This is a genomic window from Microbispora oryzae (assembly GCF_017896165.1).
In the GTDB taxonomy this organism is placed as follows: Bacteria; Actinomycetota; Actinomycetes; order Streptosporangiales; family Streptosporangiaceae; genus Microbispora; species Microbispora oryzae.
Window position 1 is genome coordinate 38,064 of record NZ_JAFCNB010000012.1, and the last position, 21,941, is coordinate 60,004.

The 21,941-nt window shown below is 68.8% G+C and carries 24 protein-coding genes and 1 riboswitch; of the genes, 7 read left to right on the plus strand and 17 right to left on the minus strand.

The window, feature by feature from the left end; translation table 11 throughout:
• Positions 1–24: 24 nt before the first annotated feature.
• Entirely contained in the window at positions 25–1,374 is a 1,350-nt protein-coding gene (locus JOL79_RS34225) for a CE1 family esterase (protein WP_230985200.1), read from the minus strand.
• Positions 1,375–2,303: 929 nt separating this feature from the next.
• On the opposite strand from JOL79_RS34225, the gene JOL79_RS35855 reads away from it, so the two are divergent.
• Positions 2,304–2,603, plus strand: coding sequence for a Fic family protein (locus tag JOL79_RS35855; protein ID WP_372446800.1), 300 nt, complete (start codon positions 2,304–2,306; stop codon positions 2,601–2,603).
• A 331-nt stretch (positions 2,604–2,934) separates the two neighbouring features.
• On the opposite strand, the gene JOL79_RS21380 is transcribed toward JOL79_RS35855, so the two are convergent.
• From JOL79_RS21380 to JOL79_RS21405, 6 genes are all read right to left on the minus strand, one after another.
• Positions 2,935–4,074, minus strand: coding sequence for a Gfo/Idh/MocA family protein (locus tag JOL79_RS21380; protein ID WP_210157651.1), 1,140 nt, complete (start codon positions 4,072–4,074; stop codon positions 2,935–2,937).
• 110 nt (positions 4,075–4,184) lie between these two features.
• A complete protein-coding gene (locus JOL79_RS21385) occupies positions 4,185–5,126 on the minus strand; it encodes an NADP-dependent oxidoreductase (RefSeq protein WP_210157652.1) in 942 nt (313 codons plus the stop codon).
• A 60-nt stretch (positions 5,127–5,186) separates the two neighbouring features.
• A complete protein-coding gene (locus JOL79_RS21390; protein ID WP_210157653.1) occupies positions 5,187–5,627 on the minus strand; it encodes a nuclear transport factor 2 family protein in 441 nt (146 codons plus the stop codon).
• Positions 5,628–5,706: 79 nt separating this feature from the next.
• The gene (locus JOL79_RS21395; RefSeq protein ID WP_210157654.1) at positions 5,707–6,288 is read right to left on the minus strand and encodes a TetR/AcrR family transcriptional regulator; all 582 of its coding nucleotides are present in this window, start codon (positions 6,286–6,288) and stop codon (positions 5,707–5,709) included.
• Between the two features lie 139 nt (positions 6,289–6,427).
• On the minus strand, positions 6,428–6,931 hold the full coding sequence (locus tag JOL79_RS34230; protein ID WP_210157655.1) for a C40 family peptidase: 504 nt from the start codon (positions 6,929–6,931) through the stop codon (positions 6,428–6,430).
• A 128-nt stretch (positions 6,932–7,059) separates the two neighbouring features.
• Positions 7,060–7,217, minus strand: a riboswitch (cyclic di-AMP (ydaO/yuaA leader).
• A 378-nt stretch (positions 7,218–7,595) separates the two neighbouring features.
• Positions 7,596–8,348, minus strand: a complete 753-nt coding sequence (locus JOL79_RS21405) for an MBL fold metallo-hydrolase (RefSeq protein ID WP_210157656.1) — start codon at positions 8,346–8,348, stop codon at positions 7,596–7,598.
• Between the two features lie 27 nt (positions 8,349–8,375).
• Here JOL79_RS21405 and JOL79_RS21410 point away from each other — a divergent pair, with 27 nt between their 5' ends.
• The gene (locus tag JOL79_RS21410; protein WP_210157657.1) at positions 8,376–8,804 is read left to right on the plus strand and encodes a MerR family transcriptional regulator; all 429 of its coding nucleotides are present in this window, start codon (positions 8,376–8,378) and stop codon (positions 8,802–8,804) included.
• A gap of 72 nt (positions 8,805–8,876) precedes the next feature.
• On the opposite strand, the gene JOL79_RS21415 is transcribed toward JOL79_RS21410, so the two are convergent.
• Entirely contained in the window at positions 8,877–9,716 is an 840-nt protein-coding gene (locus JOL79_RS21415; RefSeq protein ID WP_210157658.1) for an oxidoreductase, read from the minus strand.
• Positions 9,717–9,863: 147 nt separating this feature from the next.
• Between JOL79_RS21415 and JOL79_RS21420 the strand changes: the two genes are divergently transcribed.
• Together JOL79_RS21420 and JOL79_RS21425 are read left to right on the plus strand one after the other, a co-directional pair.
• Complete coding sequence (locus JOL79_RS21420; protein WP_230985220.1) at positions 9,864–10,409, plus strand: TetR/AcrR family transcriptional regulator; 546 nt, start codon at positions 9,864–9,866, stop codon at positions 10,407–10,409.
• A 106-nt stretch (positions 10,410–10,515) separates the two neighbouring features.
• Entirely contained in the window at positions 10,516–11,040 is a 525-nt protein-coding gene (locus JOL79_RS21425; RefSeq protein WP_210157660.1) for a hypothetical protein, read from the plus strand.
• Here the strand turns inward: JOL79_RS21425 and JOL79_RS21430 are convergent.
• On the minus strand, positions 11,028–12,245 hold the full coding sequence (locus JOL79_RS21430) for an FAD-dependent monooxygenase (RefSeq protein ID WP_210157661.1): 1,218 nt from the start codon (positions 12,243–12,245) through the stop codon (positions 11,028–11,030). The genes JOL79_RS21425 and JOL79_RS21430 overlap by 13 nt on opposite strands.
• 83 nt (positions 12,246–12,328) lie before the next feature.
• On the opposite strand from JOL79_RS21430, the gene JOL79_RS21435 reads away from it, so the two are divergent.
• Positions 12,329–12,910 (plus strand): TetR/AcrR family transcriptional regulator, encoded by a 582-nt coding sequence (locus JOL79_RS21435; protein ID WP_210157662.1) that lies wholly within the window; start codon positions 12,329–12,331, stop codon positions 12,908–12,910.
• 11 nt (positions 12,911–12,921) lie between these two features.
• Here the strand turns inward: JOL79_RS21435 and JOL79_RS21440 are convergent, their stop codons facing one another.
• The 3 genes from JOL79_RS21440 to JOL79_RS21450 form a co-directional block, all read right to left on the minus strand.
• On the minus strand, positions 12,922–13,608 hold the full coding sequence (locus JOL79_RS21440; protein ID WP_210157663.1) for a siderophore-interacting protein: 687 nt from the start codon (positions 13,606–13,608) through the stop codon (positions 12,922–12,924).
• A 137-nt stretch (positions 13,609–13,745) separates the two neighbouring features.
• Complete coding sequence (locus JOL79_RS21445; RefSeq protein WP_210157664.1) at positions 13,746–13,952, minus strand: hypothetical protein; 207 nt, start codon at positions 13,950–13,952, stop codon at positions 13,746–13,748.
• The gene (locus tag JOL79_RS21450; protein ID WP_210157665.1) at positions 13,949–15,886 is read right to left on the minus strand and encodes an amidase; all 1,938 of its coding nucleotides are present in this window, start codon (positions 15,884–15,886) and stop codon (positions 13,949–13,951) included. The genes JOL79_RS21445 and JOL79_RS21450 overlap by 4 nt, the downstream gene beginning before the upstream one ends.
• A 465-nt stretch (positions 15,887–16,351) precedes the next feature.
• Between JOL79_RS21450 and JOL79_RS21455 the strand changes: the two genes are divergently transcribed.
• Together JOL79_RS21455 and JOL79_RS21460 are read left to right on the plus strand one after the other, a co-directional pair.
• On the plus strand, positions 16,352–16,819 hold the full coding sequence (locus tag JOL79_RS21455; protein WP_210157666.1) for a hypothetical protein: 468 nt from the start codon (positions 16,352–16,354) through the stop codon (positions 16,817–16,819).
• A 206-nt stretch (positions 16,820–17,025) separates the two neighbouring features.
• Entirely contained in the window at positions 17,026–18,030 is a 1,005-nt protein-coding gene (locus JOL79_RS21460) for a hypothetical protein (RefSeq protein ID WP_210157667.1), read from the plus strand.
• An 83-nt stretch (positions 18,031–18,113) separates the two neighbouring features.
• Here the strand turns inward: JOL79_RS21460 and JOL79_RS21465 are convergent, their stop codons facing one another.
• From JOL79_RS21465 to JOL79_RS21485, 5 genes are all read right to left on the minus strand, one after another.
• Positions 18,114–18,758, minus strand: a complete 645-nt coding sequence (locus JOL79_RS21465) for a GOLPH3/VPS74 family protein (RefSeq protein ID WP_210157668.1) — start codon at positions 18,756–18,758, stop codon at positions 18,114–18,116.
• Positions 18,759–18,772: 14 nt separating this feature from the next.
• Entirely contained in the window at positions 18,773–19,042 is a 270-nt protein-coding gene (locus JOL79_RS21470) for a type II toxin-antitoxin system antitoxin (protein ID WP_210157669.1), read from the minus strand.
• 2 nt (positions 19,043–19,044) lie between these two features.
• Complete coding sequence (locus tag JOL79_RS21475) at positions 19,045–19,971, minus strand: SPFH domain-containing protein (RefSeq protein ID WP_210157670.1); 927 nt, start codon at positions 19,969–19,971, stop codon at positions 19,045–19,047.
• A gap of 131 nt (positions 19,972–20,102) precedes the next feature.
• Positions 20,103–20,936, minus strand: a complete 834-nt coding sequence (locus JOL79_RS21480; protein ID WP_210157671.1) for an NAD-dependent epimerase/dehydratase family protein — start codon at positions 20,934–20,936, stop codon at positions 20,103–20,105.
• A 39-nt stretch (positions 20,937–20,975) separates the two neighbouring features.
• Positions 20,976–21,845, minus strand: a complete 870-nt coding sequence (locus JOL79_RS21485; protein WP_210157672.1) for a helix-turn-helix transcriptional regulator — start codon at positions 21,843–21,845, stop codon at positions 20,976–20,978.
• Between the last annotated feature and the right edge of the window lie 96 nt (positions 21,846–21,941).

The window sequence follows — 21,941 nt, forward strand, 5'->3', positions numbered from 1 at the left end:
CCACCCCCGGGTGAATCTCGTTGATCAGGCGACGGTGCAGGGGCTTCCGTTGAGGGTGAACGCCGAGGGCTTGGCGGCGTTGCCGGTGTGAGTGGCCTGGAAGCCGATCTCAGTGGTGGCTCCGGGCGCCAGCGAGCCGTTGTAGCTGACGTTCGTCGCGGTTACCTGGCCACTGGTGGGCGAGTAGGTGGCGTTCCACCCGTTGGTGATGGTCTGTCCGCCGGGGAGGGTGAAGACCAGCGACCAACCGTTGATGGCGGAGGAGCCGGTGTTGGTGATGCTGAAGTTCTCCGTCAGGCCGTTGTTCCAGGCGTTGACGGTCGCGCTGACGCGGCAGGCGCCAGATCCGCCGGTGGGCGAGGTGGACGGCGAGGCGGACGGCGAGGCGGAAGGTGACGCCGAGGGCGAAGCGGAAGGCGACGCCGACGGGGACTGGGACGGGGAGGCGGAAGGAGATGTCGTCGGACCGGACTGGAACTGCGTGAAGAACTTCCAGACCTCTCCCGAAGTCCAGGTCCTGGCGCCGCTGGTGGAGGTGGAACCATCGTTCGGAGAGGGCGTGTGATCACCGTCGAACGCGGCCCACACGACCGGGTACCCGGCCCGGCAGCCCGAGTAGGCGGTGATGATGTGCGTCAGGCTGCCCTGCGAGGGCTCCCGCGGGTTCATGGGGGTGCAGCCGTTGTTCGCGACGAACCTGTCACGGAGCGACCGTCCGTTGGAAATGTTGAGCACCGAGTCGTGGATGCCGTGGATGCCCATGTACGCGACGGGCTGCGTGCCGCCGCTGCATCCGCTGAGCTGCGCGCCGGAGTAGACCGCGACCGCACGGAAGACCGTCGGCCGGGCACACGCGACCGCGAAGCTCATCGCGCCGCCGTAGCTCCACCCCAGGGCGAAGCGCTGCGTCGTGTCGACACAGAGATCGCCCTCGACACGCTTCAGCACGTCGTCGGTGAAGGTCAGGTCTTCACCGTTGGTGTTGCCCCAGCCGTTGTTGATGCCCTGGGGCGCGATGAAGATCGTGCTGTTGTTGGAGAGCTGCTTGAGCCCGTAGTAGGCCCAGACGGCTCCGTCCGACCCGCCCGAGTCGACGATCTGGGCGGTGCCGTTCAACCAGTGATACGCCATGATCAACCGGTAGGGGCGGCTGCTGTCGTAGTTGTCGGGAATCCGGAGAATCCAGCTGCGATTCTTGCCGCTGGTTGTAATCGTCTGCGCACCGCTTCTCAGCGTCGGTGTCTTGCCGCATCCGGCGGTCGCCGCTGCGACGGCATTGGTCGAGGACGACGTCGTCGCGCTCAGGCTGTCGCTCAGCGCCATTCGTCCCGTACCCAGGACGAGCAGCGCGGCGGCCGTGATAGTGGCGAACATGGATCTCGGTCTCAACTTCACGCAACTCCCTTGGCGGTTCGAAAATCGACTTTCATCGATAGAGAATCCATTTGTTTTTCTTCACCTGGTGGAGCGTCGTCAGCCGGCATGTGCATTGCCGGCCAAGCCGGTCTCCCCGGACGGATTCGAACGCTAAGTGAGCCCACCGTCAGTCGACCCGGAGCGGCGCGGCGACCGACCGTCGTCGGCGTATGCGTGCTCGCCCCTTCCCTGCTGCAGAAGAGCAGGGCGAGTTCAGCTTCCCGTTAGCGTCAGCACGGCGCTTGCCGGCCTGTGCTGGGATCTGCCGATCCCAATCAGTTCCGCCTGGCGTGGAGCCGGCGCCATGTTATCGCTAACAGTGACGGGGGCGGCCAAGTTCTCCTCTCTACCGGGCGACCGAAATTGGTGGTGGTGAAGCGGAGCAAATATGACGTCATGAGATATGTCAAGGAGCTTGCCTTCTCCTCGCGAGCCTCTCGCCGGCGGCCGTCCATTTCTTCGGTTTTGACCAGGGAAGAGGCGGCGGCTGCCGTTGACGCCCGCGATGAAACTTCCATCGTCGATGTCCTGGTGTCTCCGGCGACGAGGCCGCCCGTTTCGCCGCCTGTGCGCAGACGGGGTGGTGGGGCTTCGAGAGATCGATCGTCCGGCGACCGACGAGCAGTGGCCCCCGGCGCGGGCAGCGTGGGCGAGCACGTGCCCCGCCTTACTGCCAGGGCGATTGTCGGCTCCAACACGATCGAAGTCATGCGGCGTCGGTCGAGGATGTTGAGGCGCCCATGGCCGGAGAAGTTCCGCTCGAAACGAGCGACGCGACGCGCAGGGAGCTGGAGGGCCACCAGCGCGCCATGACTTACATTCAGGCGCTGTCTGATGCCGGCGAGGAGTTCGGCTACGACTTGGGTCTGATAAATGTCCTGCATTCCATGATTCAGGAGCATCATCCGAACAAGCGGCCAGGTCGATTGCGTCAGGGGCCTGTCCATGTTACGAGTCCTGATGATCCTGCCGTGCCGGCATACACCGGGCCGGAGCACGGACTGGTCCCAGCGCTCATGCAGGAATTGATCCAGTGGCTCAATGAGGGGGATCGGGATTCTCCGGTTCACGTCCGGGCGTCAATGGCACACCTGAACCTGGTGAAGATTCACCCATGGGCGGAACACCTACGCCTATCACAAAATATTGGAGGACGTGGGAGGCGCCGTATGGAGCCCCGAGCGTGATACGCGCCCATGGATGAAATTCTGCTTGCGTGCCCACCACCTACAGGCTCAGCAGGCGAAACGCGGGGTGGATCTGTTGAGCCGGGCATGCGTCGCTCTCTCGGACGCCGCAGTCGCCGACGGCCTCGACGAGCGAGTCGCCGAGACATTCGAGAGATGTGCCGGCTGCGCTGGTTGGAGCCTCAGGGGCAGGCGAGGGGAAGGTATTACGTCGCCGGGCCGGCTATGCGACCGATTCGCGAGGCCGTCAAGCAATCTACACATCGGTATGCCGATCCTTACGCCGAGCGTCATCCGTGATCGGCGGCCGATACCCGCGGAAACCCGTCCCTCAGCCCGGCTCGCTGATCGGTTCTGTGGGCCACTCTCGGATGAGGCCCTGGACGGATCCCGTCCGGGAAGCGCGCTCGATCGCGTCAACGAGCCGGTGCCGCGCGAGGGCGTAGTCGAAGCCGGGGACGGTGTCGGTGCCGTTGCGAAGGTCCTTCGCGAGGGCCGCGTAGGTCTGCGCGACATTCTGCGTGAGTGCTGGCAGGGCGCGGGGGATCGGATCGAAGTAACGATCTGGCACGACGAGCTCGGCGACGGCGGTGTCGCCGCCTCGACCCCCTTCCAGTCTCATGTCCGCCACCTGCAGGTTCCCGTTGACGCCTGGCGCGGTCAGGACGAGATCGCCCTCGGTGCCGTTGATCTCCCAACGCAGGTTGTTTCCCCGCGAGAAGCCGCCGCGGTAGAAGAAGGACACGGCCGCGCCGCCGTCCAGTGTCCCCGTGACGGACAGTTGGTCGGCCGTCGTCACTGGAATCGTGGTCCCCTCATCCACCACCTGGACTTCCTTGCGGCCGTTGACGAGGTTGGCCGAGACACGGGCGAAGTCTCCCAGTGCGAAGTTGAGCGCCTCAAGGGCGTGCAGGCCCGCCGCGGTCAAAAGTGTCGCTCCGTTGGCCGCGTCGAAGATGTAGGCGTGGGCGCGGTCGGTTTCCGGCCCCCAGGAAAGCCCCGACCCGATCATCGCCGTGCCGAGCACCCGGCCGACGTAACCGTCCGCGACCAGGTCACGCGCGTAACGGACCACCGGGGAGAAGCGGGCCTGCAGCCCGATCACGGTCCGGACGCCCGCGGCCCGGGCCCGCTCGGCCAGATCGGCCGCCTCAGAAAGATTCACTCCCAACGGCCATTCGCTGTAGACCATCTTTCCGGCCTCCAGCGCCGCCGAGACGAGAGCGTGGTGGTGGGTCACCTTCACCGCCACCACCACCAGATCGACATCTGGATGGGCGATCAGGTCCCTGTGGTCGTCGAAGGCCGCCGGCACGCCGAATTCCGCCGCGGCACGCTCGGCGGACTCTCGGCGAGAGGTGCTGATGGCGCGTAGTTCGTAGTCAGGAAGAGCCTTGAGCGCGGGGACGTGGCTGATCGCCGCCCATCCTGGCGAACTCGCCCCGATAATGCCGATGCCGATCTTCTTCATGTGCTTTCCCCCAATGGTGGAGCCGGATGCGGTTGCGTTCCGGGTGTTGTGCCGAGACGTGCCGGAAGAAAGAAGGCACCCGGATGCGCCGGTACGGCCGGCGGGCGCCCTCAGAATTCGAGGACGAGTCGTCCCCGGATGCCGCCGCCTTCAAGAAGGCGGTGGGCCTCGGGGGCCTGCTCGGGGGCGAACGTGGCGGCGACGCGCAGGGTCACCGCTCCGGCATCCGCCAGGCCGCGCAATTGATCGAGTTTGTCCCGGCGACCGCGATAATCGGGGACGTAGACGGCGTGAAAGGTGATGCCACGCTCAGGGGCGCCGAAAGCGTGGGTGCCGCGGAGGGCCGCGACGCTCCCGCCGTCCCGCAGCGCGGTCACCAGGGGCCTCCCGTTGAGCGCGCCATCGGCCAGCCCGTCCACACCTTCGGGTACTGCCTGGCGGATGCGGGCGCCGACGTCGTCTCCCCGGGCCACGACGAGATCCGCGCCCAGAGATCGGACGAGGTCCTCGTCGGCCGGTGAAGCGTCGGCGACGACGCGCAAGCCGTCCGCCTTCGCCAACTGGACCATGTAGCCGCCGAACCCTCCCGCCGCACCGGTCACCGCCAGGGTCTGTCCGGGTGACAGGGCCAGCAGGTCGAGTGCCAGGCGGGCGGTGAGACCGTTCAACGGAAGGGTCGACGCCTCGGCGTGGCCGGTGCCGACCGGGGCCCTGGTCACCCATGACGCGGGCAGGACCACATACTCGGCATAGGCGCCGCCGAGCGGTCCGTTCGGCATGACCATGGCCATCACCCGGTCGCCGATCCGCAAATCGGTGACGGTGCCTTTCCCGATCTCGTCCACGACTCCGGCCGCGTCCTGACCGGGGATGTACGGAGGCAGCACGCCGGGCAGAGAGGTGAGGCCCGCACGCATGAGCGTGTCCGTCGGATTGACCGCCGCGGCGTGTACGCGGACGCGCACTTCACCCGTGCCCGCGTGTGGTTCGGGAACGTCGACGACCTGGAGCACCTCCGGGCCCCCGAACGCCATGGCGCCTACCGCTTTCATGCGTCCTCCAGAGTCCGGGCCGCGTGCCGAAGTCGTGGACCGGTATATGTGTCCGAGAGCTCATACATCGGGAAGGCCGCCTTCGAACGGATCGATCCGCAGGCGGGTCAATCTTGTGGTGTGGATGCGCCAGCGGCCGTCGATCCGCCGGTATCGGTCGTGGTAGTGCCCATAACCCCGCATTCCTCTCGGGGCGCCGCCCTCGTCGGGGAAGACGATGTAGTCGCGCATGCCCCAGATCCCGGTGGCCTCGCCGGGGCCGGTGATGTCTATCTCGGGCATGGACCCGCTGTGCACCGACACGGCGTCCCCGAGCCATGCGCGGGTGACGGAGATGAACTCGTCGACTGTCCTGACGCCGCCGATGTCGATGCGCGCGTCTGCCGTGAACACCTCACGGCAGACGCCCCAATCCTTGGTGTCGATGTATCGGAAATAACGGGCCTTGAGCTGCCTGATCTCCTCGATGTCCAAGAGAAGCCGAAGCCGGTCGTCCTCCAAGATGCCTCCTTCGCGGTCGCGGCCTCCACCGCCAACCAAAAATCTTGAATGATCGTTACATATTCGGGGTGTGAAAAACTCAGTCGAGGCAGCCCAGGGCCACCTCCGCAACACGCATCAGCGATCCTCGATCGGTATTGATCGCGCCCATGACCCGCAGGCCGTGGACGGTCGTCAGAAGAAAGCGCGCCAGGTCTCTCGCGTCGCGCTCGGGCGTCACCTGACCGCTCTTCTGGGCCTTTCCGATCAGCTCGACCAGTGCGTCCTCCAGTGACGTGGTCGTCGCCCTTACACGCTTCGCGACCTCGGGGTCGTGCGGCAGTCGCTCCGTCGTGGCGCTGACGATGAGGCAGGACAACCGCTCGCCGTCGCGAACGACCTCGTCCACCACGCCGACCAGCACGGCGCGGATCAGGTCCCGTGCGGGTGCGCCACTGTCGAGAAGTTCGATCAGCGGGACCGCGTACTGCTCGCGGTAGCGGTCCATGACCGCCAGGTAGAGACCGTCTTTGCTGCCGAACGCCGCGTACAGCGATCCGCGCCCAATTCCCGTGGCGTCAACCAGGTCCTGAACCGAGGTCCCCTCGTATCCCCTCCGGCGGAAGGCGGACATGGCCGCCTCCAGGGCGGCCTCGGTGTCGAACTCCCTGATTCGAGCCATGTCGGTACCGTACGGATATCTGGAACGTCCGGTCAAGTATTTGTGGCTACGGTCACGGAACCGAATAAGAGAAACGGTGCGGGGATGCCCTGGCGGCGCGCGTCAGGGCATCCCCGTCCGAGGTTGTCGGCGTACGGGATCAGACCCCGGGGCGTACGGCCGTGAGGAAGTTGCTCCTCCAGTAGCCCTTGAGCCTGTCGACACTGACCACCGCGCCCGAATGGGGAGCGTTGATCACCTTCTTGTGCCCCAGGTACATGCCCACGTGGCCGCCGCCGTTGGTGAAGATGAGATCGCCCGGCTTGAGATGCGCGAGGGAGACCTTCTTCTTCACGGCGTCGAGCATCTCCCACGTCGTGCGCGGGAGCTTGACGCCGGCCTTGCGCCAGGCGAACTGGACCAGCCCCGAGCAGTCGAACGCCCGGGGACCCGTGGCACCCCATATGTAGGGATCGCCGAGGTGCCTTCTCGCCACGCTGATGGCGTGCTCCGCCTTCTCCTGCTGCAGGGCCGACTTGGTGAGCTTCTTCTCAGCGGGGGCCGCAGCCGCGGGGGCCTCGTCTACGTTGGGGATCGCCCTGGTGACGAGTGGTGCGGCAGGCCCAGGTGGGATGACCGACGGGGCCGGCGGCGGGGGCGTCACCGTCCCCGAGGCGGCCGACGCGGGCAGTGCGCTGAATGCCCCGACGGAAACGGCGAGCGCGACACCACTGATCGTGACGCGCGTGATGCGGGGCAGAGTGGGGGAGTTGGTAGACAGGGATCTCTCCTTGCGTCTTCCGCTTGCGCCTACCGGGTTAGCTGACGGATTCGGGCAGGGAAGACGCCCTACGGCGCATGGCGCGCCGATTCACCCCAGACCTTCGTCGAAGGTCGATTGGTTCCCCGGTTCCGAGCTCCTTGCTGCCCGGATTCGGCAGATCGCCGGCGCCTTGGGGGGCGGAGAGGACGTGACACCGGCGATCGTGGATGTTCAAGTTCTGAACCCGGCCTGGCCGGGTTCGTGCCGGCGGCGCCGTGGGGAGCGCCGCTTGCAGGGCAAGGAAACTACCAAGGGGCTACATAACTCCGCAAAGGGTGCAAAGAGGTAAAACCACCATAAAAAGGATCAATAGCGCGAATCTGCAGGTCAGGGCGGCAGTCGCCAGGAGATGTGATGCGCGTCACATCGTGGCTCGGCGTCTGGCGTAAGGGCTGTTACCGCAGGTCACGCCCGATCGAGTCCGTCGGCCCGCACACCAAGGGGACCGACGTGAGCCTGGACTGAACATTTGCACGGCGGCCGGCGCGGTGGCCGGCCGCTCGGCTCACAGGGTCAGGACCCGGCGTTCGCCCGTCGGCAGGTCGACGACGCTCAGGTCCGGCCCGGCCAGGGCCACCGCGTCCGAGGCGGTGCCCGCGATGCGGAACAGCACCGACAGGGGATCACGCCCGTGCGCGTCGTGTACGGGAACCAGCGCTTTCGCGCCGAGCACCGACGCCCCCGCGACCGCCTGGGCGGGACCCATCACCAGGCGCGGGCCGAGGAGCGGACGCAGCCCGTTCACTGGAAGCAGTGCCAGGTCGACCGGCCGATGCCCGGCTCGATACCGCTTGAGCGGCGTCACTTCGGCGATCTCTCCGCCGAAGAACACGCGGCAACCGGGGGTGGTGAACACGTAGGCGTTGTTGGGCCACACCAGGGTCCGTCCCGCGGGAACGACCCGCATCGACAGGCCGGGCGCGACCTCGCGTTCCTGCCCCCAGCGGAGGCGCTCGGCGTGCCGGAACCCCAGGGCAGCGGCCCGGCGCGCCATGCGTGAGGTGGGCACGTACACAGGCGGGGAGTCCGGACCGGCCAACGCGCGCAGCGCGCGGAGATCCGAGTGGTTGGCGGCCAGGTTCGTGACGACGACGGCGGCGAGCGGCGGCAGGTCGGCGACGCGCAGTCCGAGCGGCTCGCCGCGGCGCAGGAACCATCGTTCGGTGAACCACGGGTCGGTCAGCACGGCGTGACCGTCCAGTTCGAGAAGCACACATGAGTTGACCACTCGCGTTACCGCGATCGATGCCTTGATCATGGCTCAACGGTGCCGGTTAATGTGAACATGAAGTCAAGTGAGGATCTGACCATCGGCGAGTTGGCCGAACGGTTCGGGCTCGGCGCCCACGTGCTGCGCTACTGGGAGAGCATGGGCCTGATCGAGCCCGCGCGCCGGGTGGGCGGTCAGCGCCGCTACGGACAGGACGCGCTGGTCCGCGTGACGCTGATCCGGATGGCGAAGGAGGCGGGCTTCGGGCTGCGCGAGCTGCGCGTCCTGCTCTCCACGCCCGACCCGATGGATCACCGTGACCTTCTCCATCGCCATGTCGCCCAGCTGGAGCAGCGGATCGCGCGGGCACGTGCGGCCAAGGATCTGATCGAGCACGCTCTTGCCTGTCCGTACCGGTTCGCGGACTGCGAGCACGCGCGTGAGCAGATCGCGGCGCGGATCCCGCCCGGGCCCCGCGCGGACGGCGGGAGCGGCGGGCGGTAGCGGCCGGCCGGACCGCGTCCTCGGCCGTTCACCTGCGCCCGCACGGGAGCCGCGCCCGGAGTGCGGCCGTGTTCACACGCCGGGCGGGAATTCAGCGGAGCGGCTCAGCTCGGCCCACCGCGCGGCTTCGGCGGCGCGGGCGCGCGACGACGTCTCGGCGAGCTCCAGCGCGTCGGCCCCGAGAAGCAGGCGCAGGGGTGGCTCGTCGAGGTCCACGATGCCGAGGATGATCTGTGCCGCTCGCGCCGGGTCTCCGGGCGCCGTGCGGTCGAATCCGGCACGCCGGCGGTTCATGGCGCCGACGGTGTCCTCGTAATCCGGCCCGACGGGTGGGATGTTCATGGACGAGCCCGCCCAGTCGGTACGGAAGGCTCCCGGCTCGATGATGGTGATCTTGATGCCCAGCGGTTTCACCTCGTTGGTGAGCACCTCGGAGAAGCCCTCGACGGCGAACTTCGCCGACTGGTAGGCCGCCAGGCCGGGAGAGCCGCCCACGCGTCCGCCGATGGAGGAGAACTGGATGATGTGGCCGGAACGCCGCGCGCGCAGGATCGGCAGGGCGGCCTTCGTGACGTTGACGACGCCGAAGAAATTGGTCTCGACCTGCGCGCGGAAGTCGTCGTCGGGGGTCTCCTCGATGGGCGCGGAGTTGGCGTAGCCGGCGTTGTTCACGACGACGTCCAGCCCCCCGAACGTGTCCACGGCGAGCTGTACGGCGGCCCGCGCCGCGTCGGCGTCGGTGACGTCGAGCGCGAACGGGCGCACCCGGTCGCCGTACTTGCGGACGAGGTCGTCGAGCTGCTCCGGCCGCCGGGCGGTCGCGACCACGCGGTCGCCGTGGGAGAGCGCGGCCTCCGCGAGCTCGCGTCCGAAGCCGCGCGAGCTGCCGGTGATGAGCCAGGTCCTGGTCATGCCTGTTCCTCCCTCGGCTCGCCGTCCTGATCGAGGCGAGCCAGTCATCGTTAACTGTCACATCAATGTGACAATAGCTCAGATATATGTCTCATCACTGATGCTGTCAAGCGAGTATCTGTCACTCATGCGTACACTGAGGGAGTGATGAGAGCCGACGCCGCGCGCAACCTGGACGCGGTCCTGCGTACGGGTGCCCGCCTGCTGGCCGAGGATCCGGCGACCACGATCGCCACGATCGCCGCCGAGGCCGGTCTCGACCGGCGAACCGTCTATCGGCGTTTCCCCACTCGCGAGGCCCTGCTCACGGCGGTCTTCCGGGCGAAACTCGACTCCGCCAACCGGGTCATGGACGAGGCCCGGCTAGCCGAGGCACCGGTGGCGGTGGCGTTGCACCGGTACGTCGAGGGCATCGTCCCGGTCAGCCGCGAGTGGCCCTTGGACGTCCGCCGGATGATGCGCGAGGATCCGGACGCGAACGTCCTCCGGGAGGAGGCGAGCGGCCGGCTCGACCGGTTCCTCCGGAGGGCGGCCGACGAAGGGCTGCTCCGCGCGGACGTGCCGATCTCGTGGGCCAGGGCCATGCTGGATCACCTCGTCGACACCGCCGCCCACGGGTTCCCCCTGCTCGACCCTCCTCAGGCCGCCGATCTCGTCGTCGACACCCTGCTCAACGGCGTCGGGCGGGGATAGTGCCCCGCCCTCCGGCCGGACCGTCGAGGCGGTGAAATATGGGAGCAAGCCGGTTGCAAGCGGGGCATCGCAGACTGCGGTCAGCGACAGACGAAAGGACCGTCAGATGACCACCCCCCGCGCCCTCACTGCGATCTCACTCGCTGCCGGCATCCTCGCCCTCGCCCCGGCCACCGCTCACGCCGCCACCACCTCCGCGGGCTCCGCCGCCTCCGCCGCTTCCTCGGCGACGGTCGCGCAGGCCCCGCACGCCCAGTGGGGTACGTACTACGCCCCCGGCCGCAGGGCCAAGGCGCTCGGGTCGCTGCGGGCGACGCCGAAGGACGACCCCAGCGCTCCCGCCTCCCTCGTCGCCGTCACCGGCAGCGTCACCGACCGGACCGTCAGCCGTTCGACCTGCGGCTGGGCCGTCTTCCGCGTCTCGATCGCGGCGCCCAACGGCAAGGTCGTCCTCAAGCAGCACAACTACCGCACCTGCTCGTACGGCACGCCGCTGAAGTTCGCGTTCGCGGACAAGAACGTCTACGAGGTCGAGTTGAAGGTGTGTGCCGAGGCCAAGGCGTCGAAGCCGTCGCTCAACTGTCTCTACGCGGGCACCTGGAAGCCGCTGTACGTCTACTACGAAGGCTGAGCCGGCCGCGCCGGGTAATCCTTGATCGTGATGGCGGTCGCGGCCGTGCGGATCGGTTCCGCGATCCGCTCGATCATGCGGTCCCTGCCCGGCAGACGGGGCATCAGCCGCAGCATCAGCATCTGGAACCGGATTCGCGCGGCCGACTTCAGCACCATGCCCTTGAGGTTGCTCGCGGCGAGTCTCTGGTTCTGCTCCACGAAGGGCCGCATCTCGCGCTCGTACGCCGCGAAACCGGCGGTGTGGTCTCCGGCCGCGAGCGCGAGGCGGCCCGCCAGGACGTAGGCGCCGACGAGGGCGAGGCTGGTGCCCTGACCGGAGGCGGGCGAGGGACCGTACGCGGCGTCGCCCACGAGGGCCACCCGGCCCGACGACCAGTGGTCCATGCGGACCTGGCTGATCGAGTCCAGATAGAAGTCCGGCGCGGCCTCCATGGCGTCGAGGAGGCGGGGGACCTCCCAGCCCTGGCCGGCGAAGACCTCGGCGAGCAGCTGCTTCTGCCGGCCGAGGTCCCGGCGCTCGTGGGCTCGCGGCGGCGAGGCGAAGAAGAACATCGCCTTGGCGTCGTCGCCCTGCCGGGTGGCGTACATCCCGACGCTCCGGCCCGGGGCCGGGTGCATCATCTCGGTGCGGTCCAGACGGAGATGGTTGGGCACCGTGAAGATCGAGATGTGGTGTCCGAGGTGGTGGAGAAACCGGGACTCCGCACCGAAGGCCAGCGCGCGGACATTGGAGTGCAGGCCGTCCGCACCGATAACCAGGTCGAACGTGCGCGGAGGGCCGTTCTCGAACGAGACGCGCACCCCGTCGGGTGTCTCCTGTAGCCCGGTGATTGATTCGCCGAAGAGGTACTCCACGTCGTTTCTGGTCGCCTCGTACAGCAGGTGGACGAGGTCGCCGCGCATGATCTCCACGTCGCCCCCCGTTCGGCCGCCGAAGAGCTGGGCGCTCATGGTCGCCATCTGCCTGCCCTTCGCGTCGACGAACCGCGCGATCCGCATGTCCGTGCCACGCCGGCGCACCTCGTCGAGCAGTCCCATGCGGTCGACGACCTCGAGAGCCGCTCCCCGGATATCGATCTTGTAGCCGCCGTCCCGCAGCGCGGGTGCGCGCTCCACGACGGTCGGGTTGAACCCATGTCTGCGCGCCCAGAAGGCCAGCGTGGCTCCGGCCACGCTCCCGCCGGAGATCAGGATGTTCGTCATGACCTGGACTGTACAAACGTCTCATTCGATTGTCTAGCACAAATGTCCAAGACGTTTGTTCGGTGATCGGCTAAGATCGGGGCATGGGAAACCGGGAAGACCTGCTCGCGGGAGCCAGGCGCTGTCTGCTGGAGAAGGGCTATTCGGGCACCACCGCACGCGACATCGCGACGGCCGCCGGCACCAGCCTCGCCTCCATCGGCTACCACTTCCGATCGACGAAGGCGCTGCTCAACGCGGCTCTCATCGAGGCGATGGAGGAGTGGGGCAGGGAGATCGAGCAGGCCCTCGCCGCTGCCCCGGCCCCCGGCGCGACGCCCGCGCAGCGGTTCGAGGCGACGTGGGAGCGGATCATCGAGTCCTACGTCAGGCTCAGGCCCCTGTGGGCCATCCAGTTCGAGCTCGTCGCCCAGATGGACCGCCTGCCCGAGGTCAGAGAGGCGTTCGCGAGCGCCAATCGGCAGGCGAAACTCGGGCTGGCGGCGCTCTTCGAGGGCCTCGACCCGGACGCGGACGAGAAGAGGGCGATGGCCGTCGGCTCGTTCTACCAGGCGCTCCTCGGCGGGATGGCGGCCCAGTGGCTCGTCGATCAGAATCACGCGCCGTCGGCGCACGACCTCCTCGACGCGCTGCGCACGGTCGCCACGCGTCTGGGGCCGGAGTGACCGGCCGGCGGTCAATCCATGCCACGCCGTCCCGGGGCCCAGAACGGCTTCACGATGACGGCGCGGCGCGTCCAGCCGCGTTCGCGGACGAGGTGGTCGCGCACCGCCTGACAGGTGCGGGCCTCGCCGGCCAGGTAGGCGACGCCCGGCGTGCCGGGCAGGTCCAGTGAACGGACCGCGTCGACGAGATCGGCCGGCCGGTATGTCCACATGACGCTGTCGCCGTGCGCCAGCGGAAGACGGTCGCCCGGTCCCTCCGCCGTCAGCGCGCCGTGCACGATCGCGGACGGCGGGAGCCCGCGCAGCATCGCCCCGAACGCGACGGCCGCGGTCTCGTCCCCGGCGAACAGGTGATAAGGGGCGTCGTCACGCAGCACGAGGCGGCCTTCCGGCGCGGTGAAGCTCGCCCGGTCGCCGGCCCGCACCCGCCGTGCCCACTGCGTTCCCGGCCCTCCGGCCGGGTGGTCGAGGATGCACAGGTCGAGGCGTCCGTCAGGGGAGTAGTCCCAGACCGAGTAGGTGCGGAGCAGCCCGCGCAGCCACGAGCGCGGCGATCGGAGGTCGCCGACCACCAGGCGGATGTGCGCACCGGGCACCCAGGGCAGGTCACGCAGGCCGGGGCCGGCGATACGGATGCGGCGCATGCGGTCGGCGATCCGTTCGACCTCCTCGACGGCGCCGTGCAGGAACAGGCTCATGGCGCCGGCTCGCGGCGCTCGTGTGGCTTGATCACGGCTATACGTTGCCGGTTCATGTGTACGTGAAGTCAAGCCCTGAGCCGATGGGGGACCCGGCCCCGGAGTGCGGTCCGGGGCCGGGCGGGTGAGGGGACGCGTCAGGTCGACGGGTTGGGGGACGGCGCGTAGGGCCCGATCTCCTCGTCTTCGGGGTCGTAGGGAAGGAACGAGGTGCCGAGTTTCGCCTGCCAGCCGAGCGTCAGCAGACGTCCGTTCTGCTCGTTGGGATCACGCGGGAGGAACCCGATGGCGATCGGCGTGCCGTAGGCGACGGTGAGGAACGGCGCCGGAGTGTTGAGGCTCATCCCAGTGCCGCCCTGACCTCGGCCTCACCGATGATCGGGTCGTTGCTCGGGCCGTCGTCCTCGAACGACGGCAGGGATCGCGCGTTCGGCGACGGGGTCGCCGGCGGGGCGGGGTCCGGCGGCGCGGCGTTGTGATACTCGGGGAAGCGGTCCTGGTAGTCGATCGCCGCCTGGACGATGTCGGCCTCGGCGAAGCGGGGCCCCCAGAACTGGGCGGAGGCCGCCAGGCCCTGGACGTATCCGATCGGGAAGCTGACCATCGGCCAGCCGAGCGCGTTCGGCACCTGGTAGTAGGCCCGGTAGACCGGGAAGCCGGCGCCGCCGGATCGCTGGCCGACGACGTCGCCGATCGACATGACGAGCATGAAGTCGACGTTGTGGTCCCGCAGCGCCTTGGTGTAGTTGGCGATGAGCCGCCGGCGGCGCTGCTCGCCCTCGTATCGGACGGCGGCGGAGATCCCGCCGTTGAACCGGTCGGCGGCGGCGAAGCTCGCGGCCGGCTCACCGGGCGCCCGGCGGCCGTACTGGGAGGTCAGGGTGGCCACCGCAGCGGCCGACGGGATGCCACTGGCACAGAAGTCCGCTACGGCGGCGGCGAAGCGCACCTCGTACCGGTTGGAGTTGACGACCGCCGCGGACGGGGACACGGGTGAGCCGTCCACCGTGGCCAGCACGTCCGACGAGGCGAAATAGGGGTTCTGCGAGGAGTCGGTCATGTCCAGGCCCGGGAACTGGATCACGGTGGCGCCCAGGCTCTGCAACTGCCCGACCAGGCGGTTGAAGGCGGCCAGATGCCCCGCGCCGTACGTGGACTGGGGGCTCACCCCGACCTTGATCGAGCCGTTGACGTTCATCCAGTCGGTCTGCGGGATGCCGATGGTCATGCCTTGGAGCGGCTTGCGGCCCCGGCGCGGGATGAGGGGGATCTCGGGGAACGGGGACGGGGCCGACAGGGTCTGCGGGTCGTTGACCGGGTCGGGGCCGAGGATGGTGGCCAGGATCAGCGCCGAGTCGCGGGCGCTGCGGCTCAGCGGGCCGAGCACGTCGTAGCCGGGCGACAGCGGCATGACCCCGGCGACGGAGACCGTGCCGAGGGACGGCTTGATGCCGGTGGCCCCGTTGGCGGCCGACGGCATGATGATGCTGCCGCCGGTCTCCTCGCCGATGCAGGCCGCCGCCAGCCGGGCCACCGGTGCGACACCGGAGCCCTGGCTCGACCCGCCGGGGACGTAGGCGACGTTCCACGCGTTGCCGGCGAAGGTGCCGGTGATGGAGCCGGAGAAGGCCGAGCAGATCGTGCTGCCCAGCAGGACCACGCCGGCCGCCCGCAGCCGGGCCACCACGGTCGCGTCCTGGAGCGCCAGGTTGCCGGAGAACGCCGCCGAGCCGTTCTGCGCGTTGAGGCCCTTGACGCCCACGGAGTCCTTGATCCCCATGGGGATGCCGTAGAGCAGCGGCACCGCTTCACCGCCGCGGCGGCACGCGGCGAGGCGCTTGTCCGCGGCCCGTGCGGCGGCGAGCGCGCCGGCCTCGTCCAGTCTGACGAACGCGTTGTACAGCCCGTTGTTGCCGTAGGTCTCGAACGGGCCGTTGAACTTGTGGATCCGATCCAGGTAGGCCTGGGTCAGCTCGACGCTCGACACCTTGCCCGCGCGCAGCAGTGCCGCCAGTTCCACGATCTCGTAGTCGACCAGTCGCGACCGGTGGGGGATGTCCTTCGCCGAGGGCAGGCAGGCGGTGTTCCCGTCCTTGGCCTCACCCGGCTCCTTCGTCGTGGTCGCGGCCTTCGCCACGCCGCCGCCCAGCGTCATGGCCAGCGCCGTGCCCGCGGCGGCCGTGCCCGCGCCCCCGATCAGGGATCGGCGGCTCAGCGTTCCCGGGCCGGCGCGCTCGCCGGCCGGTGCGGACGCGCCCGCGCTTTCGTGTTGACCCACGTCAGTACCTCATCTCTTCCGTGGTCCTCGCACGTGATCAGGACATGCCGGGCAACGACTTCGGGATGCCCGGAACGCCAGGCGCGACGATAGGAAGAGATCGTTTCGGCGGGATACATAGATCGTGTCGGCAACATTTCGGGTGATCTACCGAGCGGCGGGCCGGGCCGGCTCAGGAGCTGAATCTTTCAAAGACGGACCGCTGCGGCGGCTCATCTCTTTTGGCATTCATTTCCGGTCGATTTCCGGTTCGCATTTCGCGATCACCCCTGCGTGACGGACCCAGGCCGGTGCGTCCGACTGTGGTAATCGATTTCACCTGCCGTGGATCAATCATTTCCCGTCCTGGGCCGCCTGACGTTTCGGCCCTTCCGTAAACGCGGAAGCGATTGACTGCCGCGCCGGTGGGTGCTGAATTCACGGTGGCTTCTGTCAGAGGCGGGAGAAGGGATACACATGTTTACCGTGAAATCAGCCCGGCGGGTGCTCGCGCTCGGTTCCGCACTCGTCACCACCGGCGTGCTGGGCCTGCTGGCCGTGCCGCAACCCGCCACGGCCTCCACCGTCGTGGTGCAGGGCACGGTCGACTGCAGCAACGTCAACTACTCCGGGGACACCTCCGACTGGTATCCCTACAGCCTGCAGGTCGTCAGCGGGTCTCCCTACACGAGCGCGTCGCCCAGTGGCCTCTACGCGGTCCCCGCGACGCACGCGTTCGGCTTCACGCAGACGCTGCCCAGCGGGTCGACGTCCGTGGGTGTCTCCACCCTGTGCAGCATCGGCCACCAGTGGGACCTCACCGGCTCGACCGGCATGGTCGACATCCCCGCGGGGACGAGCACCGTGACCGCCGCCTGGGCCTGCTCCACCGCCCCGGTCTACCCCGGACCGTGGGTGACCAACTGCAGCCTGCAGTCGGTCTCCTACAGCTGATCATCGCTTCGCCGGTCGTGCCGGGCGGCCCGTGTCTCCGCCGTCCGGCCCGACCCTTTCCACTCACATATGAGAGGCGTATTCAGAGAAAATTCACCGCCGGAGCGGCCATCGGTTAACCAGGAATATCGCCGGTCTTCGCCTGCCTGCCATGTGGGAGCGCTGGGATTCTTCCGCTTACCACATGCCGTTCCTGGAGGACCGTAATGCGTAGAACGTTGGCCGTCGCAGCGATGGGCGCCCTGGTACTGGCCGGCTCGGCGCTCGCCGCCAACGCCAGCAGCACCTCGGCGCCGGGTCACGGCGAACCGGAGCCGAACCGCTCCGTCTACGAGATCGCCCTGATCGGCGACATGCCGTACGGAGACGTCGGCCGGACCCAGTTCCCCCGGGTGATCGACGAGATCAACGCCGACCGCGGCATCTCGTTCACCGTCTTCGACGGCGACATCAAGAACGGCAGCGAGCGCTGCGACCAGCCGATGTACGACCTGGCGGTGAAGAACTTCGGCCTGTTCCGCCAGCCGCTCGTCTACGTCCCCGGCGACAACGAGTGGACCGACTGCGACCGTGCGAACAACGGCTCCTACGACCCGAACGAGCGGCTCGCCCTCGTCCGCACGATGTTCGCGGCGACGCCGAGGTCGTTCGGCCGGCGGCAGCTCACACTGCAGCGGCAGTCTCCCGCCTACCCGGAGAACGTCCGCTGGCAGTACGGCGCCGTCACCTACCTGGGGCTGAACATTCCGGGCAGCGACAACAACGCGCCGCAGTTCGACACGAGCGGCAAGCAGATCGACGGCGACCAGGCCGAGTACACCGCCCGAAACGCGGCCAACCTGGACTGGCTGGACAAGGGCTTCGCCGCCGCGAAGGCCGCCCGCTCGAAGGCCGTCGTTGTCACGCTGCAGGCCGACATGTGGACGGAGCCCACCGCTCACTTCGCCGACACCAAGAAGAAGCTGGCCCAGCTGGCCATCGGCTTCCCGGGCCAGGTCCTCCTGGTCAACGGCGACAGCCACTTCCTCACGATCGACAAGCCGCTCACGGACGCGAAGAACCAGGTGATCGAGAACGTCACCCGCGTCCAGACCTTCGGCAGCGACCAGAACCACTGGGTGAGCGCGGAGATCGACCCCAGGGACCCGGAGGTCTTCACCTTCCACCAGCACATCGTGGCCGCCAACCAGCCCTCCTACGTCAGCCCCTGACCTGACGCGGCCGGACGGGACGGCCGGGAACGGGGTGCGTGATCACCCGTTCCCGGCCGTCCCCTGTTTTCCGGCCCGGCGGGTCAGCCGCCGCCGCTCGACGCGGCGGCGGACGCCGCGTGAAGCTGCTGGATCACCTTACGCAGCGCCGGAGCCGTCGGCCCGCTCCGTTCGGTCAGGTCGGCGATGCGCTGCTTGTACGCCCGTCGCTTCGCCCTCGGGAGCACCGTCCCGATCTCGCCCGCGGCGGCCAGCGCGACCAGGGCCGCCTCGCGCTCGCCGACCCGCGACATCGGGCCGGTGAGGGCGCCGCCGAGCAGCGCGGAGAGCCTCTTGACGACGCGCGGGTCACGCACCCGGACGTGGGTCCTGTTGAAGATCAGGAACGGCTGGCGCAGCTCGACCCGGATCCACCGGTCCGTCTCCATCTCGTCCCGGACCGCCCGGACCGTCGCCCGGCCGTCCTTGCCGATCCAGTGCTTCCACGGCCTCGGCCGCGACTGGGCGATCTGGTGGAGCAGGCCGTCGAGGACCGGGTCGGCGAGCCCCTCGTCGTTCACCACCCGCACCTTGCCGCCGTCGTCGGCGATCCGGCCGCTGAACAGCAGTTCCGTGAGCGCCGCCGCGCGGAGGAGATAGGGGAACCGGTGGTTCGTCACCACCCGTTCCTTACGGGAGTCGTAGCCGAGCAGGTAGAGCTGTGCGGGCAGGGAGCCGGGAACGTCCACGGGACCGCCTTCTCTCAGTCGTCGTCGGCCGGCGCCCGGCCGTCGGGCGCCGTCGTGGAGGATTCGGGGTCGGATGGGGGCGGGTCCTGTGTCGTGGGAGGCCGGCCCCGCCGGGGGATGCGGCCGGCGTTTCCGGGAAGCCGTCCCGCGTCGGAGAGCGCCTTGCGGAGCAGGAACTCGATCTGTGCGTTGGTGCTGCGCAGCTCGTCGCCGGCCCACCGGGCCAGCGCGTCGTGCACCGCGGGGTCCAGCCGCAACAGGACGCTCTTTCTTTCGGTCGCCACGGTCAGCGGTAGAGGGAACCGGTGTTGACCACGGGCTGCACGTCGCGGTCACCGCACAGGACGACGAGCAGATTGCTCACCATCGTGGCCTTGCGCTCCTCGTCGAGCTCGATGACGTCGTGCTCGTCGAGCCTGGCCAGGGCGGCCTCGACCATGCCGACCGCGCCGTCCACGATGCGCTGGCGGGCCGCGACGATCGCTCCGGCCTGCTGGCGGCGCAGCATCGCCTGCGCGATCTCGGGGGCGTACGCCAGACGGGTGATGCGGGACTCGATGATCTTGACCCCGGCGGACGCCACTCGTGCCTGGATCTCCGCCGAGAGGCGGCCGGTGATCTCGTCCGCGTTCTGCCGCAGGGAGATCATGTCGTCGTGCCCGTCGTACGGGTAGCTGCCGGCGATGTGCCGGACCGCGGTCTCCGTCTGGAACGCCACGAACTCCACGAAGTCATCGACCTCGAAGACGGCCTTCGCCGTGTCCTCGACCTGCCACACCACGACCGCGGCCATCTCGATCGGGTTGCCGTCGGCGTCGTTGACCTTGGCCACGTCCGTCTCGTGGTTGCGGATCCGGGTCGACACCCGCCGCTTCTGCGTGCAGGGAACCACGAACCGCAGGCCGGGAGCGCGGACCGTGCCCACATAACGGCCGAGCAGCTGGATCACGCGCGCCTCGCCGGGGGCGACCGCGACGAGCCCGGTGAGGGCGATGTTGGTCCCCAGGAAGACCAGCGCCCCGACGACGATCAGGACGTTTCCCGTGCCGGCGCTGCCGCCGGCCGCGCGGTTGATGCCCAGAACGATCAACGCTACCGAGGCGAGCAGGATCAGCAGGCCCAGTATCAGCACGGGCCATCCGGAGGCCGCTCGGGCCGTCCGCTCGCCGGTCTGGGGGGCCGGCATGTCAACGGCGATCTGTGTGTCAGTCATCTCTACTCCTCACTGTCTAGCATGAGAGTAGCAAAGTGATATCACTTTTTGCCAGAGGGGCCCGGCCCGTTCTTCCGGGAGGGCGCGGGCCCTCCCGGAAACGGCGAGGTCGAGGGGTCAGAGGCGAGGGGTCACACGTGGTCGCGCCAGGAGTGCCGCGGGACGAAGCCGAGGACCTCACGGGCGCGGTCGATGGCGAGCAGGGTCTCGAACTCGCCGAGCTCGCGGGTGATCTCGACCTCGGGGTAGACCTCCTTCATCAGGTCGGCCGACGGCCGGTTCATCACGGTGTCGGCCGCCGCGATGACGAAGCTCTCCGCGCCCTGGATCGGCGCGTCCAGGGCGAGGCGGCAGGCGGCCGCCGCGTCGCGGGTGTCGATGTAGCCCCACAGGTTCCACTTGCGCAGGAGCGCGTCGTCCCAGTAGCCGGGGAACGCCGGGTAGTCCTCGGGGCCGAGCACGTTGGAGAAGCGCAGCGCGACGAAGGGGATGCCCGACCACTGGGAGACGTGCTCGGCGAGGGTCTCCGTCACCACCTTGGACAGCGCGTACGTCGAGGTCGGGTGGGGATAGTGGCCCTCGTCCACCGGGGCGTACAGCGGCGGGACGTCGAAGGGCAGCCCAAGCGTCGTCTCGCTGGACGCCCAGACCACGCGGTCGAGCCGCAGTTGGGCGGCGGCCAGGAAGACGTTGGAGTTCATCGTCGTGTTGGCGTTGAACGTCTCGGAGGGGGTGCGCAGCCCCGGCGCCGGGATGTTGGCCAGGTGGACCACCACGTCGACGCCGTCGAGCACCTCGACCGCCTGGCCGTACTGGGTGAGATCGGCGACCAGCACCTGTGCGCCGAGGTCGGCCGGTCCGGGCCTGAGGTCCGTCGCGACGACGTCATGGCCGTTGTCGATCAGGTCGCGTACGACGGCGCGGCCGAGCTTGCCGCTGGCCCCGGTCACGCAGATCTTCGTCATCGTCTCTCCCACTTGCTACTTTCATCGGCCCTTTGACCGTTATAGGGCTACTTTTCCAGAAGGCTGCGCCAGGTCGGGCTCGGGTCCGATGATCTTCAGGAGCTGGAGGGACTGGTAGGCGGACGACCCGGGCTCGGCGGTGAAGATGACCACCTGTTGCTCCTGGTCGGGCACGGTCAGCACGTCGAAGTCGAGCTCGATCGGCCCCATCCGCGGGTGCCGTACGGTCTGCCGCAGATGACGCTCGATCCGGAACTCGTGGGAGTTCCACAGGCGGGCGAACTCCTCGCTCCCGGCCAGCAGATCGCCGATCAGGCCCGCGAGCTCGGGACTGTGGGGATAGCGGGTGGCGGCGACGCGCAGGTAGCTGACCGCCGTGACGACGAAACGGTCGGGGCTGCCCATGCCGTAGTGCCGCCGCTCGGGGTCGGGGTGCAGGAAGTAGCGCCGGATGACGTTGCGTTCCTCGCCCTCCAGCGCCGAGAAGTCCTCGAACAGGGCGGCGGCCAGCGGGTTCCAGGCGAGCACCCGGCAGGTCTGGTCGACGACGATCGCGGCGGCGTCGGTCAGGCGGTTGAGCAGGTTGAGCGTGCTCGGCTGCACCTCGCGGGCGGGCCCCGCGGACTCGTTCTCCTCCCGTTCGCCGGCCAGGTGGAACAGCCGGGCGCGTTCCTGGCCCGACAGGAGCAGCGCCCGGGCGATGCCGTCGAGCACGCGCCGCGACGGGTGCCGGCCGCGGGCCTGCTCCAGCCGCGTGTAGTGGTCGACCGAGATGTAGGCGAGCTGGGCGACCTCCTCGCGTCGCAGCCCGGGAGTGCGCCGGCGTGGCCCCTGCGGCAGCCCCACCTCGGAGGGATTGACCTGCTCGCGCTTGTGCCGCAGGAACTCCGCCAGTGCGTGCTTGTCCATGCTTCCGACCGTACGTCGCCGCCCCGGGAGCCAGCCACGCACTCTTGGTCCCTGGTTGCGCGGAGGCGGCGGGCGTGAGGGTGAGAAAGGCGGCCG